The 16,013-nt window shown below is 46.4% G+C and carries 13 protein-coding genes; 8 read left to right on the forward strand and 5 right to left on the reverse strand.

All coding sequences use genetic code 11. The features are described 5' to 3' along the window. The first annotated feature begins 142 nt into the window (after positions 1 to 142). From ACWPAB_RS05380 to ACWPAB_RS05405, 6 genes are all read left to right on the forward strand, one after another. Positions 143 to 1,078 (forward strand): AAA family ATPase, encoded by a 936-nt coding sequence (locus ACWPAB_RS05380; RefSeq protein ID WP_016381778.1) that lies wholly within the window; start codon positions 143 to 145, stop codon positions 1,076 to 1,078. A 4-nt stretch (positions 1,079 to 1,082) separates the two neighbouring features. Further along, the gene (locus tag ACWPAB_RS05385) at positions 1,083 to 2,075 is read left to right on the forward strand and encodes a DUF58 domain-containing protein (protein ID WP_003586020.1); all 993 of its coding nucleotides are present in this window, start codon (positions 1,083 to 1,085) and stop codon (positions 2,073 to 2,075) included. Next, positions 2,068 to 4,230: a transglutaminase domain-containing protein gene (locus ACWPAB_RS05390; protein ID WP_016381779.1), complete on the forward strand. Its 2,163-nt coding sequence runs from the start codon at positions 2,068 to 2,070 to the stop codon at positions 4,228 to 4,230. The genes ACWPAB_RS05385 and ACWPAB_RS05390 overlap by 8 nt, the downstream gene beginning before the upstream one ends. A gap of 479 nt (positions 4,231 to 4,709) precedes the next feature. Then, on the forward strand, positions 4,710 to 5,819 hold the full coding sequence (locus ACWPAB_RS05395) for a glycosyltransferase family 4 protein (RefSeq protein ID WP_003577090.1): 1,110 nt from the start codon (positions 4,710 to 4,712) through the stop codon (positions 5,817 to 5,819). 165 nt (positions 5,820 to 5,984) lie between these two features. After that, entirely contained in the window at positions 5,985 to 6,632 is a 648-nt protein-coding gene (locus tag ACWPAB_RS05400) for a sugar O-acetyltransferase (RefSeq protein WP_003568292.1), read from the forward strand. A gap of 22 nt (positions 6,633 to 6,654) precedes the next feature. Then, a complete protein-coding gene (locus ACWPAB_RS05405; protein WP_016381780.1) occupies positions 6,655 to 7,449 on the forward strand; it encodes a Cof-type HAD-IIB family hydrolase in 795 nt (264 codons plus the stop codon). A 139-nt stretch (positions 7,450 to 7,588) separates the two neighbouring features. On the opposite strand, the gene ACWPAB_RS05410 is transcribed toward ACWPAB_RS05405, so the two are convergent. From ACWPAB_RS05410 to ACWPAB_RS05430, 5 genes are all read right to left on the reverse strand, one after another. Continuing rightward, complete coding sequence (locus tag ACWPAB_RS05410) at positions 7,589 to 8,983, reverse strand: aspartate ammonia-lyase (RefSeq protein WP_003577095.1); 1,395 nt, start codon at positions 8,981 to 8,983, stop codon at positions 7,589 to 7,591. A 154-nt stretch (positions 8,984 to 9,137) separates the two neighbouring features. Continuing rightward, positions 9,138 to 9,722, reverse strand: a complete 585-nt coding sequence (locus tag ACWPAB_RS05415; RefSeq protein WP_003586025.1) for a YdeI/OmpD-associated family protein — start codon at positions 9,720 to 9,722, stop codon at positions 9,138 to 9,140. A 111-nt stretch (positions 9,723 to 9,833) separates the two neighbouring features. Next, the gene (locus ACWPAB_RS05420) at positions 9,834 to 10,253 is read right to left on the reverse strand and encodes a YjdF family protein (protein ID WP_003577099.1); all 420 of its coding nucleotides are present in this window, start codon (positions 10,251 to 10,253) and stop codon (positions 9,834 to 9,836) included. A gap of 659 nt (positions 10,254 to 10,912) precedes the next feature. Continuing rightward, entirely contained in the window at positions 10,913 to 12,091 is a 1,179-nt protein-coding gene (locus ACWPAB_RS05425) for an NAD(P)-dependent malic enzyme (protein WP_003586029.1), read from the reverse strand. A gap of 192 nt (positions 12,092 to 12,283) precedes the next feature. Further along, positions 12,284 to 13,609 (reverse strand): 2-hydroxycarboxylate transporter family protein, encoded by a 1,326-nt coding sequence (locus ACWPAB_RS05430; RefSeq protein WP_016381781.1) that lies wholly within the window; start codon positions 13,607 to 13,609, stop codon positions 12,284 to 12,286. A gap of 152 nt (positions 13,610 to 13,761) precedes the next feature. Here ACWPAB_RS05430 and ACWPAB_RS05435 point away from each other — a divergent pair, with 152 nt between their 5' ends. Continuing rightward, positions 13,762 to 15,306, forward strand: a complete 1,545-nt coding sequence (locus ACWPAB_RS05435; protein WP_016381448.1) for a Spo0B domain-containing protein — start codon at positions 13,762 to 13,764, stop codon at positions 15,304 to 15,306. Further along, entirely contained in the window at positions 15,284 to 15,973 is a 690-nt protein-coding gene (locus ACWPAB_RS05440; RefSeq protein ID WP_016367960.1) for a response regulator, read from the forward strand. Before ACWPAB_RS05435 ends, ACWPAB_RS05440 begins: the two co-directional genes overlap by 23 nt. The last annotated feature ends 40 nt before the right edge of the window (positions 15,974 to 16,013 follow it).

Consider the following 16,013-nt stretch of genomic DNA (forward strand, 5'->3'; position numbering starts at 1 on the left):
CACTAAAATTGAAATGACGCTCTGAATAAATGCCTTTATAAACTATAAACAGCGTTTCACATTTTTCGCCAGGCCAGCCGTCAGTTCGCATGCTTGCTGTTTAGCTTTTTTTCGTGAATAATGACGGCATGGAGGTGTCATGATGGAAGTCAATGAAGCACAAGCCATTTTTGATGCAGCACGGGATCAAGTAGCGACGATTGTGGTGGGCAAATCAATGCCGATCACATTGACTTTCACCGCCTTACTTGCAGGTGGTCATGTGTTGTTCGAGGATATTCCCGGTGTTGGGAAAACCACCCTCGTTCAAGCGATGGCCAAAACCTTAGCGGTGCCATTTTCCCGCATTCAATTCACACCTGATATGCTGCCAAGTGATGTTCTTGGCACATCAATCTTTAATCGGGCCACTAATCAATTCGAATTTCAAAAAGGACCTATTTTTACCAGTATTTTATTAGCAGATGAAATCAATCGCGCCACGCCACGAACACAGGCCGCCTTGTTAGAAGCCATGGGTGAAGGACGGGTTACAACGGATGGTCATACCTATCAGCTAGCCCCTGACTTTTTTGTCATGGCAACTGAGAACCCGACTGATTATGCAGGGACTTACCCGCTTCCTGAAGCACAGTTGGACCGGTTCATGCTTCGCCTCTCACTTGGCTACCCAGATGCTGACGCGGAAAAAAGTTTGCTGCTAACGCCTGATCGTAAAACGATGATTGCTCAATTAACACCTAGACTAGACGCATCGTTACTAGCTGAAACCAAAAAACTCGTGGCTAACGTGACGGTCAGCGATGCAATCGCCAGTTACGTTCTCGCGCTAGTACAGGCAACCCGACACGACAACCGTGTTCGGCTAGGTATCAGCCCGCGTGGTGGCATTGCCTTGGTCACTGCCGCCAAAGCCTTCGCTACGCTTAACGGACGTACTTACGTTGATCCAAGCGATATTCAAACGCTACTCGATCCTGTTTTTCGTCATCGGCTCATTGCCAAGGATCCGACACTTTCGACGGCAACGATCTTAGCAGATATTCTGCAAAACACCGCCGTTCCGATTCGGGGGTGAGCACATGAACTGGCGCAACTTTTTTATCAATGCTGGCATTTTGCTTGTGCTCAGCCTGCTGATCGTTTTTGGCGTGGCATTTAACTCATCTACCAGCTGGTTTGCCAGTGACTTTGCTATCCTGATACTACTACTTGCGATACCGCTATTGTGGCCATTGAAAAACACACTGCGTTTCACAGCAGATAATCCTGACATGATCGCCGATAGACCGGTAACGCGCCTTTTCACGCTGACTCATGGCAGATGGCTACCTAATCTTTTTCTGCTTGACAGTGCCAAAACACATACATGGCATTTGCCAATCGGACAACGGACAGCCAAAATCAGTTTAACCTTACAGCGCGGCATTTATGATCAGTTACCGATGACCGCCACCGTGACTGATTTATTCGGCTGGTTTCGTAAAACACTACCCTTGCGTTTAGCCACACCGATCACTGTTGGCCCCGCACGCAGACCAGAAGCTGCCGCACGAATTGCAGATGACTTTTCGCAAAAAATGTCTGCTGCTGACGCTGGCTTGCCCAGTGACCGCATTAAAAATTTCCGCGATTATTTCCCGGGTGATAATATTCAACAAATCGCTTGGAAAGTCAGCGCACATGCCGATACGCTGATTGTTCATGACGATGAGCATGAAGGTCAGGCCAGCTGGACATTGCTGTTGCTAATAACACCAACGCTGTCACTCGAGCCTGCCTTGAGCTTATTCGCAAGTCTCATGGACACAGGCATCTTCAGCGGGAACGGCTATCTGCTAGACAGTCGGTTAACCTCCGTCATACAAGGACGGCAAAACACATCGCTAGCCAACTTTGAGCCTGACGGTACCGCCACGCCTGATTCTTTAGCTGTTTTGACCACCCCACAGCATCAGCATCGCGCCTATCTTATTTTAACTGCTGATACACAGGCCGCAGTGCCTTTCACACATGCACTGGCTCCGGCTGCTACAACACTAGTCGACTTGTCTGGAGGTGATGACCATGCCTAAATGGCTACAACGTCTCCTTACCATTTTGCTGACATGGTGGTTATTGGCGCTTTTTGTACAGCCTTTCTCGGTGATTAATCCGATAGCACATCCTCGTGAACTCGCAGGCTATGTTGTCATCATCAGCTTAATTAGTTATCTTGCCGCATTATGGCCACGGGCTTGGCCAATTTGGCTAACCACTGCTTTCTTGAGCATGATCGTTGGCCTTTGGGCAATACTGCCGCTTAAACAGCATTTTGGTATTACCTGGTTTAACACTTATGTCCAAACCTTCAATACCGCGACTAGGCGGTTTTTGCAAGTTGGTGGCGTGGATGTCCCTGCGACCCTCAGCATGACGTTGATTGTAGCTCTTGTCGCCTTTCTACTATTAATAACCGTTGTTCTCCAACTTTATCCTGGCGCAGTGGCCATTGTGCTCAGTTATTTACTTGCTGTACATGTTTTCAATGGCAGCGACCTGACGACACAATTTTTCCAGCTCGCTGTTGTCACCGGGTTGTTGGCTGTTTTGCACCTTTATCACACCCGCTGGCGAGCGTTTTTAATTGGCAGTCTTAGTATTGTTGGCTTAACCCTTGGACTCATGTGGCTCAGCACCAGCACTCCGTTGAATGACTGGTTAGCTAATATCTCTGTTCCTGCGCGCGAACGACTCAATCAGCGAGGCTTCTATGCCAGCCTTGAAGCTTACGCTAACGGCTCAGGCCGCACAGGATTCACCGAAAACAGTCGTGTTTTAGGCGGTCCGGTATATGATGATCCCACACCAGTATTCACCGCCACCAGTCGTGAAGCTCATTATTATCGCGTCGAGGTTGACTCCTTTTATACAGGAACGGGTTGGCGACCATCTGCATTTCAGACGCAAGCTGCTCCTTTAGACGGTGCTATTATGCGTGATCCATCGGCTCGAGTCGATTATGGTCAAGCAACGTCAGTGAAACTAGTTTTTAACGGCGGTAAAACCTTTTTGCCATTACCGTATGGGCAATTAACTTTTACTGGCGGTAAACCAGACCCCACGACCGATTTTTTGCTTAACTCAGCCACACAAAGGATAACTGCGAGCGATGATCAACGCTTCGAACGCCTCGATATTCAGGTGCAGCAAAAACAGTTTACCGATACGCAACTCGAAACTGCTACGAGTTCAACTCAGTTAATTTCATCTAATTATTTACGGCTTCCTAGTTCACTACCGCAACGAGTTAGAACACTGGCAAAAAGAATCACGGCTGATGCCAAAACGCCTTATGAAAAAGTCATCGCCATTCAAACTTACTTGCGCTCAGATCCGCGCTTCACCTATTCAAAAACAGATGCACAGCAAACACCGGCAAATCGTGACTATGTTGATTACTTTCTGTTCGATTCACCTATTGGTTACTGTGATAATTTTTCCAGTGCTATGGTTGTCCTATGCCGCAGCATTAACCTGCCAGCACGATGGGCAAAAGGATTTAATACTGGCACTTTTGAAGGCGGAAGTGGCGCGAACAAACAATACATCATTCGCAATAGCAATGCACACTCTTGGCCGGAAATTTATTTCAACAATTTAGGCTGGGTTCCCTTCGAACCAACACCAGGATTCAGCAATCCGGCCACCCCTGATGATCCTGTAATGCCTTCCGCGGCAAGCAATACAGCCTCACAATCAGCCAGCAGTTCAGCAGTCAGCTCAGCAGTATCTTCGTCAGAATCGCGTTCCATTATGAGCGCCTCATCTACTCAACCGAAACCGTCTTCTCGATCGTCTCTCGGCAGCTTTCATTGGACAGCTATCATTGTTTTGACTGTCGTCTTGACTTTATGCATTGTCTTAATCTGGCAACTACCAGCGCTGGTGGCGTTCACCATTAGTTTCAATTTGACACAGAGAAACTTTCCCCGCCGTTATCGTTTGTTACTTTGGTCATTACGGCGCGTGACACGACGCCAGTCAAGTCAACCATTGACAGTCTATGCACACCGCATTGATACACGATTAGGCGATCAACGACACTTCACCACGCTCACGCATGCTTACGAAGCTTGGACTTTTGGACATGTCGCAATTCATCCTGATCCGCTCACAACATCCCTAAAATCCTTGAGCACGCAGCTTGCCCAATGCGCACGACGCAAATTCCACGTGAAACAAAATTAACTTTACGCAATAATCGTTCCACATGAAACACAGCAGCATCTCTGCTGTGTTTTTTGAGTGTTTAACAAAAATACTCGGTTTTTACATACCACTAATGCCGGTACTATTTCCAAAAAAGTTTTCCTCACTTTCCTAGAAATTCTCGTTAAATTATTCATCCCTATTCATTGTCATAAGCACCGCCTGAAGGTTTCACATGAAACATAACACCTATTATTCATGGAAATGTCACAATTCATTCTTTTCCGGCTCGTCTACCCCGTGAGAACCTTGCTATACCAACATTTAACAGAAAATCCTTGCACTTACTAATAAAAAGCGAGTATGATAATACAAACAGTTTCTGAGTAGACCTTAGAAATTGTTTGGCCCCTACTGCTATTCTTTTAGCAGCCGTGCCTTTTCGACTGGACTCTGCAGTTAGATCGTGACGTACTCAGAAGAAAGGGGGGAGCCGCTGACTTTAGCGGCGAACACTTATGAAAGTTATGATCGTACTTGAAAACATCGTCATGGACGGTGTTAAACGCGCATCAACTGTTTTAGGAAATGATCTCGTTAAACACTATGATGTCAGTTTCTATAGTTTAGCAGATGCCCCTGCATATTTTGAATTGGACGCCCCGCTGCTTATTGCCCCGCGTCCGACAGATCCCAAGTTGCTTAACTTCTTTGGGAGCGACCCATATACACATTATCGTGATCAAATCAATGACTTGATTATGACGATTCGTGACCAGCATTTTCAGGCTGTGATTTTGCCTGCTGGTTTGACGACCAGCTTCGCACCGCTCATCAAGCAGGCATTACCAGAGGTCAATCTGATTGGCTGGATGCACAATAACTACGCAACGTACATGGAAGATTACTACGTTCAAATGCAAGCTGAGTTTGAAGGCGGCTTGCAAGCTGTTGATACCTTGGTCACCCTCACTGAAAGTGACCTAAATTCTTACAAGCGTTTCAATCCGAACACGGTTAAAATTTACAATCCCCTCACCCTCGTCCCAACTGGTGAGGCAAATCTTGACGCACACCGGATCGCCTTCACTGGGCGCATTGCGATTGCCCACAAAGGTATCGACTTCTTACTCGAAGCCGCCGCATCTTTACCAGATGACTGGCAAATTGCGATTGCCGGCTCAGGCACTGATGAAGATATGAAAAATTTCTACGATTTGATTGACTATTTCCATGTGGCCGACAAGTTAATCTACCAAGGCCCACTGAAAGACCAAGCCTTACGCGATCATTATCGTAATGCTTCAATCTTCGTATCGACCTCTCGTTGGGAAGGTATGCCGTTAGTTATCGGTGAAGCCATGGCTTCTGGCTTACCTATCGTAGCAATGGAAAATACTGGCTCACGCGAATATCTTGGCAACAATGACTACGGTTTACTCACAAAGGCACAAGACGTCCCTGATTTCGTTGATAATCTCAAAAAGATGATGTCACAGCCAGCATTACGGCATCATTATGCCCATCAAAGTCTCGAACGTGCCAGTCACTTTAGCCCCGAAACCATTGTGAGTCAATGGATGCCGATTATCGAACATCAACCAACCCGTGTTTCAGTTACTGGTTAACCAAGCCCCGATGCAAGCGCCTGTTGCATCGGCTTTTTTGTGAGCGCGTTATGATGATGCACGCACAATCCCAATTAAAAATCGTCCCATAACGACTCTAGTTTGGTCATGACAGCCAAGATTCGGTACAATGAGCTTATCTTAAGTATGGAGGCTCTAACCAATATGGAATCAATGAAGCAAAGAATGCTTGGTGGCAAACTGTATAAAGCAAACGATCCAGAGATCAGCGTTGAGAGTCAGCGAGGCAGTGATCTCGTCTGGCAGTTTAATCATTTAGCCCCTGATAAAAAAGCAGAACGAGCTGCGGTTTTAAAACAATTATTTCATGCATTTGGAGACAATAACTACATTGAGCCTCCTTTCTACGTTGACTACGGTGCTCACACGTCAATCGGTGATCATTTTTATGCCAACACAGATTGTGTTTTCTTGGATACCGCGCCAATTACCATTGGCAACCGGGTTTATTTAGCGCCTAAAGTGAGTTTATTTACAGCCGGCCACCCAATTGATGCCGCTATCCGCGGTGAAGATTTAGAATATGGTAAGCCTATCAAAATTGGCGATGATGTCTGGATTGGCGGCGGCGTCATTATTAATCCAGGTGTGACCATCGGCAGCGATGTTGTTATCGGTTCTGGATCGGTGGTCACAAAAGACGTTCCTGATCATGTCATCGTTGCTGGCAATCCTGCTCGCATGATTCGGCGAATTACTGATAAAGATCATGCCCAGTGGCAACAACAAAAAGATGAGTTCTTAACCTGGCAGCAACAGGCTGATGAAAGCCAACAATCAAAGCAGTCTTAACTGACCATTAACGGAGAGAACAATGTTCAAATTAATAGCAACAGACATGGATGGCACCTTTTTGAGAGACGACATGACCTATGATCGCGACTTTTTTGCGACGTTACATGAAAAAATGCAAGCGCAAGGCATTCAGTGGGTGGTGGCCAGTGGAAATCAATACTTTCAGCTGACTTCCTTTTTTGAAGCTTTCCCTGATACGATTTATGTTGCTGAAAACGGCGCCTACATTCGCGATGCTAACAAAGTGTATGCTTTAAGTTCTTTTGAAAACGGTACCATTCAACCAATTCTGACTAAACTAACTAGCATACCTGATCTCAAAATTCTTGTCTGTGGTCAATCAAGCGCCTATGCCCTGAAAAGTACTGATGCTACCCATATCGCAACGGCACGACAATACTACAAGCAATTACGTTTAGTTGATACTTTCGACAATCTCGATGATCGCATTTTAAAATTTGCCATTAGTTGTCCTCCAGAAAAAACCGCGGCTATTGTTGCCGAAATGCGCCAACTGTTGGTTGGCTTGGGAGAACCGACAAGCAGCGGCCACGGCGACATCGATATCATTCAACCCGGGATGAACAAAGCTGCCGGATTGGCAACACTTGGTCGGCATTTAAACATTCAACTTGCTGACATGTGCGCTTTTGGCGATGGCGGCAACGATTTAGAAATGCTACGGGAAGTTGGTCTTGGTGTGGCGATGGCAAATGCAACGCCAGCAGTACTGGCAGTCGCCGACACAACCACTAAGAGCAATCAGGAACAAGGTGTCTTGCAGTTTATGCATCATCTGTTATCTGAACCCTGAAGCCTTGTTGGAAGAAGCCACTAAAAAGGAGGCCGCATGCATCTCGATTTTGCGATGCATGCGGCCTCCTTTTTTGTGTTCCACGTGAAACTCACTCGAATACGCGGACGTTTCACGTGGAACTAGGCTTAACAAATCCCTACTTTTCAGCAATTGATAAGTCTGGCACTGTTTCTTGATTCGTCATGACCATCGGCGAAAACAATCGCGCGATCATCGCAGCCGACAGCTTATGTTCCGAGCGCAACAAGTCAGGAATAGCAACGTGCTGCTTCATGCTGTGCTGAATCAATCTAGCCGTCGCCTCATAACCAAGATACGGGCTTAAAACTGTGGCACTGATAGCCGAATGGTGAACCGCGGTTTCACACTGCTCACGATTAACCGTCAGCCCAGCCACACAGTTTGACGTTAAGGTTGCAATGCCGCGAGCCAAGTACCGCTCCCCTTGCAACAAATCACGGAAAATAATCGGCTCAAAAGCATTCAGTTCAAGCTGTCCGGCTTCGGCTGCCATACTGATCGTGACATCTTGGCCAATCACCTGAAAGGCAATTTGATTAACGACTTCTGGAATGACAGGATTGACCTTTCCTGGCATAATCGATGAACCAGCCTGTTTTGCTGGTAAATGTAACTCATTAAGTCCCGCCTGTGGACCACTGCTTAACAAGCGAAGATCATTGGCTACTTTTGACAAGTCAGTGGCAAGTCCCTTCATAGCACCAGAGAAGGCCACCAAAACGTCGCAGTTCTGCGTTGCATCAATAAAATCCTCAGCTGGCTTCAATTGCAGATCAATCAATTGATTAACCTGACGAATAATATGACTACGGTAATAAGGCGACGCATTCAACCCAGTTCCAATCGCCGTACCGCCTAAGTTAACCGCCTGTAAATCGGCCGCAGCCCGTGTCAATCGGGCTAAGTCTCGACGGAACAAGCTGGCATACGCGTGAAAACTGTGTCCATATGTTGTAGGAACAGCGTCTTGCAGTTGCGTGCGGCCCACTTTAACAACATCCGCAAACTCATGTGCTTTAGCGTCCAAGGTTTTGATCAAAAACGTTAATGCTTGTTTCAGCGGTGGCAATGCCTGTAATGCTGCCATCTTTCCGGCTGTTGGATAAGTATCATTGGTCGACTGGCTCTGATTAACATCATCATTTGGATGAACGCGAATCGTTTTGAGCTCAGCGCTGGCCAAATTGGCGACGACTTCATTGACGTTCATATTCACGGAAGTCCCAGCGCTGCCTTGAATCGCAGGCGCGACCAACGCATCTTGATGTTCCCCCATCAGCAAGCTGTTGCACGCAGCAACAATCGCCCGCGACTTTCGAACATCTAACGTACCTGCAGCTGCATTCACTTGTGCAGCTGCTTTTTTAATGATGATCAGACTTTTGAAAAGTAGCGGATCAGTCCGCTCTGTACTGATCGGGAAATTCGTTAGCGCACGGGTCGTGTGAATTCCATATAAGACATCCTCATCAATTGCCAACTTACCAATACAATCTTCCTCGATACGCATTGTGAACTTCCTTTCATATACCAATATTTACTTTATCAGTATAATCGGGTAAAAACGTGCGTCAACGTTTGTTGTTAGGTAGTCTGACAACACCTATAAAAAGTATACCAATTTAAAAAATCACTGTGATGAAGCTTAAATGCGTTAACCGTATTCATTTAACAGGTAACCGTCCGCCGTCACACCATTGCCCGATCATTTGCTGTGCTTGACAGGCGTTAGCAAACTTTGTCAGCCGTTGACGAAATAATTTAGGTTGGTGACTTTTGATTTGAATCGTGTCACAACGGACTCGTTGATACAAAGGCGGACACGACTGAAAATACTGCCACGCACCCGGACGACGTTTAAGTGCTCGAATAATTCTGGGATCAAACTTGAAATGACGCGGGTTCATATCAGGCAAAACAGCATACCCAGCTGCCGTCATCTTCCCTAAGTGAATCATGCGGCGACATCGTTCTTTATTCAATTCCGACCACGCGCTCCCCACTTTTCTTGGTACAAAGCGCTGCGATGCTGGTTGATCAGGTGCCAACTTTTTGTAGGTACTGTCGATCCAGCCAAAACACATGGCTTCTTCCACGGCGTCAACATACCAAAACGTGTCATCCTGTTTCGGTACACCACGCTTAACGTCTACCCAACATTCCGAGGCGTCTTGATAGTGAGCTGTTAACCAACTACGAAATTGGTGGCGATTTGCTACCGTTAGATGATTGACGATTTTTCTGGTCAATAAGTCCGCCTCCTCATATAGCAACTTTCTATGGCCATTTTACAAAAAAATCTACGCAACGTATTCATCCGCGTAGATTTTTCATCTAATTTATTGATGCTGAATTGCCCATCAATGTCCCTGATGTTTTTCTAAACGTTTCGCCTGCTTCTTCAAGCGAACCTCACAAGCGTGCTGGTCTTTCAGTTGCTTGCGTCGTTGCTTTTTCACCTGCAAATTTCGCTTGTGTGCTAGCTTCAAAAAAGTTGTTGCTTGGGTCCTTTTAGCGTTACGGACTTCTTTTCGAGCCTGACGACTACGCCTTTTTGGACTTATTGTCATCTGTAACTTGGGGAGAATAACATCCTGTGCGGCTACCCAATGTAGATCTTCCCATCGTTGTTGAATTAAATGTAACAACTCACTTGCTGTCGGGGCTTGTGTCCCAAATGTGACTTTAGCAACACGATACGTGTCTCCCATTGTTTGTTCGAACAATCCGCGATAAAAAGGTCGTTCAAAATAAACTGTTAGCTTGCCTTGAATTGTCAAACTAACACCTCCTTTAAGATTTTCACGCAATCTGGACATCCAAGGAGGAAGGATACTGACAGCCTAAGCCGCGTCTGGACTACCAACCAGACTGTGTTTTTGATAGCGCAATGTTATTGTCTGACTTTGATAAAGGTCCTGTCAAGCCAAGCTAGTGTATGACAATATCAATGTCTCTTACCAAGTGCATATAAGTCCGTTTAGCCTCACTACTACATAGGTACTTAGTCAGCTGTGGACTGCCTTGTCAGCCATCGATAAGTCACTACTTCCGTAAAAATAAGCAGTAGTATCCCAATAACCAGAATGAATCCTTTCATAGATACCAATTCATGTCCAGCATGTAGCCTCGTCATGGTGACAAGGCCGCCCAACAAAAGCAAATGCACGGGAAATAATCTCCGATATTTTTTTGAAAGCTTCATTTTTATGCAACAACTCGTCAGCTTTTAAAATTTTTGCTGTCACCCTATAGGACCGACATGCCAAGATTTCGAGTCATTTCTTCACCTCCTGCAGCATCTAGTGTAACGGACGACACGCATGATAACGTCAGAAAAAAATAAACGTTCTGCTTTCTATGATTAACGTCAATATTCTAAAAACCTCCCCACTAAGTTGACCCTTGCCAACCTTGTCAGGAGGTTTCAATATTGCTTTTAAGCTTCTGCTGTTGCTTCTGCCGCGTGCCGGACACTTTCCGCCACGACTTCCGCAACATCCCCGTCAAAAGCATTAGGAATGATGTTGGTGGTCGATAGCTCTGCATCCGGAATCAAACTTGCGATGCCCTTCGCCGCAGCGATTTGCATGTCAATGGTGATCTTGCGTGCGCGTGCATCCAAAGCGCCACGGAAAATACCTGGGAAAGCAAGCACATTATTGATCTGATTAGCAAAGTCGCTCCGCCCAGTACCGACAATATAAGCACCTGCTGCCAATGCCTCATCTGGGAAAATTTCCGGCTCTGGATTAGCCATCGCAAAGATAATCGGCTTGTCGGCCATTGTTTTGATCCATTCTGGCTTCAAAACATGCGGCGCGGATACCCCTACGAAAACATCTGCACCTTGCAGCGCATCTTCCAACGTGCCAGTCCGATTTTCATGATTCGTAATTTTCGCAATGGCGGCATGGTGTGGCGGTAGTTGATCGGCGTTCTTTTCAGCTAAAATACCAACCTTGTCGACCACCATAATATACTTGACGCCAGCGGCCAAGAAGCGCCGGGCAACAGATAATCCAGCAGAACCGCCACCGTTGACAACGACCCTGATATCGCCAATATCCTTTCCAGCGACTTTCAGTGCATTGTATAGCGCGGCAAGAACCACAATGGCAGTTCCGTGCTGATCGTCATGAAATACCGGAATATCTAGCTCCTCGATCAATCGCGCCTCAATTTCAAAGCAACGCGGCGCACTGATGTCCTCAAGGTTAATTCCGCCAAACGTTGGGGCCACTGCCTTAACTGCTGCAATAATCTCTTCAGTATCTTGCGTATCAAGCACAATCGGAATTGAATCAACTTTTGCAAACCGCTTGAACAGCGCGGCCTTGCCTTCCATGACTGGCATAGCAGCTTCAGCACCGATGTTTCCCAAACCTAATACTGCTGAACCGTCGCTAATAACTGCCACTGTGTTTTTCTTGGTCGTCAAGTCATAAACCAAAGACTTGTCTTTTGCAATTGCCGAGGAAACCGCACCAACTCCCGGTGTATAAGCAATACTGAGATCATCCCGCGTCTCAATCGGGACCTTTGAGACAACACTGAGTTTGCCGCCAAATTCTTTTGCCTGATCCAGTGCCAGTTGATTAAAATCTTTCTTTGCCATGATTCTTTTCCCCCTTGTTTAAAGTGCGCTCCCAAGTCCTGAAACTGGACTGGTCCACGCTCCACCTAAACGCGATCGCTGGCCCTGAAACCTGCGTGTAAGGACCTTGGTCGCAATGGTCAAAGCCCGACCATCACGCCCTAGGCCACTTACTCTCCGGTTTCTAACCGGGCCGACTCACGCTCTATCTAATTATGAAAGCATCCGTAGAATCGCGGTCATTGAGATAACAGTGATGGCACCACCCAAGCGTGTTGCGACCTGCGCAAATGGCATGAGGTTCATGCGGTTGGCGGTACTCAGAATCGCCACGTCGCCGGTTCCGCCCATGCCGCTTTGACAGGCTGTCACGATGGCCGTTTCAATCGGATTCATATTCAAGAACCGAGCCACGAAGAAGCCGGTTGAAACAACCGTCAACACAACACTGATCACGACGATAAAATATTGCCAACTTAGCATACCAACCACATCTTTTAGCGGAATGTATAAGAGACCAAGTCCCGCCATCAATGGGAAAGTGAAATTACTGGAAATAAATTTATACAATTGCTTAGCGCCACGTTGCGTTTCTCCTGGGATAACGTTGAGATATTTCAAAATTGCAGCAGCAACAATCATCAGCACTGGTCCTGGGAAGCCTGTGATGGACTGAAGCAACATGCCCAAGATGAATAAAGTACAGGCGGTCAAGACGCCAGCGCCCATCATTTTCAAATCAATTTCGCCGGTATCGTCTTTCATCGCATCGGCGAGATCATCTTCGGCCCCGTTTAATCGAACCAGCTGCCCTTGGCCTGACAACTCTGGCCGCTTTTCCCCTAATCGATTCAATAAACCTGAACACATAATCGCGAAAAAGTTTCCAATAATCGTCGCCGGAATAAGCTGAGCGACAAGCGCGCCGCTGGTCGTGCCTGTGATCCTGCTGTATCCTAGAGATAGCGGTAAAATACCTTCACCAATACCGCCTGCCAATACTGGCGTGACGATGAAGAACATCGTGTGTTTCCATTCCAAACCTAGTAATACGCCAACCAGTGTCCCGACACCCATTGCAAGAATCATGCCGAGCATCATTGGAATAATCATCCGCATCAATCCTTGAATCAGAATTTTACGGTTCATTCCCAAAATACTGCCGCAGACAAGACAGGCAATATAGAAATAAAGAAAGTTTGCTTGTTTCATGAGCATGTCTGCAGCTTTTAACACATTCGGATTCATCGCATTGTAGAAAACGAGAATCGAAGGTACCAACAGCGATAAAATCGCCGGACCGCCAAAGTTCTTCACAATCGGAATATTGGCTCCGATCGTACCTAATAACCAACCCAACGTCAGAATGACCGCAAACCCGCCGAGCATGTTAACTGGCAGTTGCTGCATCACACCGGCAAGGACGATGATCGCTGCCATCACGATATAAACTGGCAATGGTACCGACCCTACCTTGAAGTCCATCCACTTTTTCTGCGGACTCGTTGATTTGTTGGGTGTAACCGTCTTGTTCTCCATGTTTCCTTACCCCCAATCTTTTGTTACTTACAGCATATTGTAAGCGCTTCATCAGGGGAAGATTATTTAACTTATTAAACCATAAACCCATTTATTTAAGCGATTGTTTTACTATTCACAAGATGGTTTCTCTACTGAACAGGAGTATGATCATGAAAATAAAAGGATGGCGGCTATGGGGCTGGCTCTCATTAATTTTTACTTCCACCTTGTTATTAACGGTTCTAACTGTTTATGGTTTGACCATGCTGGAAAACCGTCAGCAATTTGAAAGCCGTGAAGGTCAATTGTTGATCTCAATTGGCCGTCAGTTAGCAAAGGATCCCCGTGTAACCGCCGCACTTGAAGCAAACAAGGCTGATTCAGCCACGCGCACCTACGCAGGGACTGTCGAGAAAAATTTTGATTTAGATTTTGTTGTCATCATGAATATGCAAGGCATTCGCCTGACGCATCCCGATCCCAAACAAATCAATCGACATTTTCAAGGTGGTGATGAAGTGACTGCCTTGCGCGGTCATGAGCATGTTTCGGTTCGGCGCGGAACCTTGGGACGCTCACTGCGCGGATTCGTCCCAGTGTATCGCCAAGGCAAAGAGATCGGTGTTGTGGCACTAGGCATTAAGGTCACCTCACTGCAAACACTCATCAAGACCTCGCAAGATGGCTTCCGGCTGGCGCTATTCGCCGGTACGATCATGGGCCTGCTGACAGCGTTTTTAGTCGCCTACTATATTAAGCATCAGCTTCATGACCTTGAGCCCAAAGAAATTGCTAGGCTGCTTGAAGAACGCAATGCAATGCTTGAAGAAACCAAGGATCCTGTCATTGTGATTGATTTGCACCAAGTCATCATGCTCATCAACAAAGCCGCCGCCAAGCTGCAAAATCACCTTATCACCGAAAGCGCCTTTATTGGCCAGCCATTGACGACCTTGATTGCCAACCCTGAACGTGTCAATCTGAATGTCAAAACCGAGCAGTTTTATCAACAGGATGGTCAGGATTATCTTTTCTCTGCCGCACCTATTATGGTGAAAAAACAAAAAATAGGTTACGTTATCTTTCTACGAAACGCTACTGAAGCGATCTTTGTCGCCGATCAGTTGGCCAACACCACCGCCTATGCCAACGCACTGCAAAGCCAGTCACATGAATTCATGAATAAGCTGCACGTGATTTACGGCTTGGTGGCAATAAAACAATATGACGAATTGGCCATCTACTTGCAAGATTTGTTAAAACCAGAGCAGGAATTTGCAAATCGCTTGGCCTTGCTGGTCAAAAATCCACTCGTTGCCGGCTTCATGATTGGTGAACGCGAAAAGTTTGCCGAGCGCAAAACGACCCTCGACTTTGAAATTTCCCCCGAACTACCACCTAATCCTAATACCCAAGAAACCAAAACGCTGTTAACATTAAGCCGCTATCTACATTTCGGGCTACTGCAGCACGATTTGCCGGACACCATTTTGATCCAGCTAGAGTACGCACAGAATCGTCTCACGATCGCCTATCATTTAGACGAACCAGCCAAACGAACGGACTTTATCTCGCTTATTCATCAAGACTACTTCCAACAACTGCTGACGGAGTTGAACGGCTCAGTCACCGTTAGCTCAACCGATCCGCTGACACTAACATTAACTGTGGACTACCACGAGGAGGCTCAAAATGACGAACATCCTAATCGTTGAAGATGATCCAATGGTGCAATTTATCCACCGCAATTATTTAGAAAAAATCGGCACTTTTGACACCATCTACTCTTCAGAAACCATCGCCGACGCCAAAAAACTCTTAGCCAGCCGATCCATCCAACTTGTTTTACTTGATATCCGCCTCAAAGACGGCAACGGCATCGATTTTTTAACCGACCTGCGCCGCACCAAACAAACCGTTGATGTGATCCTCATCACCGCGGCAAACGAGGTCAACATTGTCAATGATGCCTTGCACTTAGGCGTGATTGACTACCTCATCAAACCCTTCACGTTGGAACGCTTCGAAAAAAGTATTCAACGTTACAGAACCAAGCATCAAGCATTGGTAACTGATCAGCTTGATCAAAGTCAACTCGACACGTATTTCGAACCACAAACAACCATCGCTCCGACAGTCGATCTAGGCAAAGGCCTGAGCAAAGCCACGTTGCAACTCATTCAAGGCGCCATTAAACAACTCCCGCAACCATTTACCGTCGCACAATTAACGACAGAAACCGGTCTCTCGCATGTTTCTGTCCGGAAATATTTAAGTTTTCTGGAGGATCATCATTTTCTGAAAGGCGATACGATTTATCGCAAGACAGGCCGACCTTATAAAACTTATCAGATGGTCACGGCACCCCATGCGCTGTCGTAAACATCATTCAAATCTTTAAAAAGGCAGTGATCTTAAATAC

Source organism: Lacticaseibacillus sp. 30 (assembly GCF_053819265.1).